This is a genomic window from Aliiglaciecola sp. (genome assembly GCF_039982535.1).
In the GTDB taxonomy this organism is placed as follows: domain Bacteria; phylum Pseudomonadota; class Gammaproteobacteria; order Enterobacterales; family Alteromonadaceae; genus Aliiglaciecola.
The window spans coordinates 1-3,345 of record NZ_JBDWYG010000070.1; the positions used below are offsets into that span (position 1 = coordinate 1).

The following is a 3,345-nucleotide window of genomic DNA, read 5'->3' on the forward strand; positions in this document are numbered from 1 at the left end:
CGTCGCGCTTTGGGACGGTATATAAACAAGTTCTACAATGCGGTGAGGTTACACTCCGGAATCGGGTATTGCTCACCAGTGGAATATGAGCGAATGGTCGCTTGAAATGACGAGGTGTCCATTTTATCGGGGGAAGATCACTGGTTCTGCGCTGCGCTCTAAACCAGCCGCAAATGTGGGCGTTAACAGTAAAGATTATGACCATAGACTATCTGGAAAAATACGTGAAAGGTGACACCTTTGACATGTCGGCATTACTTAATGACGATTTTTTTCAGCCCATCCGTATTCTTTTTCAGAGCAAGCACTATGTATCGGCGACAAAGCTACTCTATGTGGCCATAGATTCATTATCATATGTAGAGTTTGGCGACATAAAGGGAAATAACTTTATAAAGTGGCTTGAGGTTTATTTTGACTTTTCAGGATTCGAAATCACACCTGAAGAATTGTGGGAACACAGGAATTCTCTTTTGCATATGAGTAATTTGAAGTCGAGGAAAGTTGCTTCTGGGAAATCTAGGAAACTTGTTTGCTATGTAGGCGAAATGCACCCAGACGTAAAATTGGACGATTCAAATACAGGTTACTACGACTTGCAGAAGTTCATACTAAAATTCGGTCATGCGTGTGGAAAATGGCTCCATACCTATGGTGCAACGCCTGAAAAATATGAGCTATTCTTTGAGCGTTACGACTTAATAGCATCTGACGCTAGGATGTTGAATGTCTATTATTGAGTTACTGCAAACAAGTACAGGCATGTTCGCCCTACGGGCTGGACTCGCTACACTCGCCCGTGCTGTAAGCGTTATGCATCAGTAAGGAGTTGATTTCAGTGGAAGAGAGAAAGCCGTACTTATATTTAAACGCATTCTTGGCAAAGGGTGAACATGCTTCGCTAGAAGTATCCGACTTCCTAAAAGGATCATCCCAGGTGAACGCCTATGATCTGGACAGTAAGCATGAACTTGAAGGAAAGCTATTCGTAAAAATACCTACAGAAAAGAAGCCAAAATGGAGTACGTTTACTGAGAACATTACTGGCGTTTCGCTCGATGAACTTGCTAATCGCTCTAGCTCTGCAGTTCTTATTATAAAAACAGCAACTGCTACAATGGCTTTTACTTTCGGTTATGGTCGGTTCTTAATAGATACAAAATACTTTGTTCATGACTTTGGAATAAAAACTGCTCTCAATACACTTAATCATGACAGCTTGCGCAGCGTTGACCTGTTCACGTTAGAGGATCAAGCTGTACAGAAGAAGTCGCAAGCATCGAGAGAATCAGCGGTTGGAGTCTTTGGTATTGATATTTCCAGAGATGTACTGCGGGCTGTTACTGGGTCACCAAAAACTGGCGTAAACTTAAAAAATATTTCAGGCGGTGACTCTGTATACTCCTTTGCTACAGAGATTAATGTCGATGAAATATCAAGCTTGGTGGACTTGCTTTCTAGCTACTATAACAACGATTCATATAAGAATGGGTTTTCATGGGTCGATAATATTAGGAAGGTTAAAGAAAAGTCAGAAATAGATGGTCTTGATGAAAAGCTACTTGAAAAACTTAAATTAAAGAGCTCAGATATAACCATCACCCTTCCTGAGATTGTTCAATGGGATACAATTTATGGGTTTAGCTTTACTCGCTCTAAAAGCACAATAAAGCCAATAATTGAAGCAGGTGATTATCTTGACAATTTAGACACTGTATCGGTTTCAATCGATTCGATTAAACGGGATCGGTTGTTTGTATATGATGTACACGAAAACGAATCCGAACATCAAATATATAAGTGCATTTATTTTGAACATAAGGAAGCAAATAAGACTTATATATTGTTCGCAGGATTGTGGTATGAAATTGACAATAGTTTTATGTCCAGAATTGATGCAGTCCTTTCCCAAATAAATATATCAGCCTTAGCCTTTCCAAAGGTTTACATATGGGAAGAAACTAAAGATGGGGAGCTAAAATCGAAAATTGAAACCGAGGGTGATTACAATGCCAGGGTTGCTAATGATCACTCTTATCACTTGCTCGATAAAAAGCTGATCAAAAGCAACAGGACTACTTCACCTATAGAACTTTGTGACTTGATGACCAATAGCAAACAGTTTATTCATGTGAAGCATAGAAAAGGCGGCTCGGCCGGTTTAAGTCATCTATTCGCTCAAGGCAGTGTGTCTGCTGAGATTTTACTTGGAGACAAAGAGTTCAGGAAAAAAGCACGAACTGTTTTGAGGCGAGTGAGCAGCGGGTTGCAGGATAGCGTCCCTCTTGACAACTTCAAAAGTGATGGAGTTGAAGTCGTCTTCTTAATTTTAGGTGAGGATTCAGCGAGCTTAAAGAGTAATCTACCATTCTTCAGCAAAGTTAATCTATCGAAGGCATTTGAAAATCTTTCTCAAAGGGGGTTTGAGGTAACCATTTCGGGTGTTGGTACGGAGCAAAAACCTAATGCATAACTAATAAGGATATGTCGCGCGCAGCCGCGACTTAATCCTGTAGTTGGACAAGCCCAGGTAGCTTATTTATAGGAAATTTATATCGGTGGGTTCTGGTTTAAAATGGCCGCGACGGTTTTTCAACTTTCTAGAGGCCGAGTGGAACCCTGCGGGACTAATGGGACATGCATGATAGGTGGCTATCGAAACCATAGTTTCCATAGAATAAAGCTATTGCATGTGATGAGTGCGAAGCTTAGGTTAGCTTGCCCAACAGCAAATAGAAGAGGCCGAACAACACGTTAAGAATAGAAGTAAACGAAGTGCGGCAAGATCTCGTGGATATCAATCCAAGCTGGATTAATGAGCAGATTCGAAAACGTCAAGATGATGGCGTTCCCGTGTGCGTGAAACTATATATAAAAGAAGGAGATATCGATTTGGTACTCTCATGTGGAGATTGCGGTGCGCAAGGTAGTGGGGGCGGGAGGGCGCCTAACCCTGACGAAGAAAGAGTATTTGCGCTCTGGAATGAGTTCGGCTGTAAAGAGCAGCCAATTAATCCCGGAAAAATCAACGCTTTCATCAATCGGATAAAATAGATTGGGCCAATAGTGACCAACCAACCAACCAACCAACCAATCAACCAATAGAAGGGGCTAGTAGGACATGCACATTAGTCCGCTAAAAAACGATAGAGTACCATAGGTTGCACCTATTGAATTGGGTTGGATGTCTCGACTATTACTAGTCTTAGTATCAAGCTTGAACCGCGACAATAATTATCGACCATAGTAGATTTCCTCTGGAGTTTTAAAGTTCAAGCGCTTTCTTGGCCGAGAGTTCAGACGATCCGCGATGATGTCGCATTGTTGCTGTGTCAGCTCAGCCAT

The 3,345-nt window shown here is 41.5% G+C and carries 4 protein-coding genes; all 4 read left to right on the forward strand.

Annotated elements, in window-relative coordinates; all coding sequences use genetic code 11:
* Positions 1-105: IS3 family transposase (locus tag ABJV04_RS19330; RefSeq protein WP_348423979.1), on the forward strand; the 105-nt coding region annotated here is incomplete at its 5' end.
* A gap of 92 nt (positions 106-197) precedes the next feature.
* Positions 198-740, forward strand: coding sequence for a hypothetical protein (locus ABJV04_RS19335; protein WP_348423974.1), 543 nt, complete (start codon positions 198-200; stop codon positions 738-740).
* Between the two features lie 98 nt (positions 741-838).
* Positions 839-2,473 (forward strand): TIGR04141 family sporadically distributed protein, encoded by a 1,635-nt coding sequence (locus ABJV04_RS19340; protein WP_348423975.1) that lies wholly within the window; start codon positions 839-841, stop codon positions 2,471-2,473.
* A gap of 317 nt (positions 2,474-2,790) precedes the next feature.
* The gene (locus ABJV04_RS19345; protein ID WP_348423977.1) at positions 2,791-3,054 is read left to right on the forward strand and encodes a hypothetical protein; all 264 of its coding nucleotides are present in this window, start codon (positions 2,791-2,793) and stop codon (positions 3,052-3,054) included.
* Positions 3,055-3,345 lie beyond the last annotated feature (291 nt).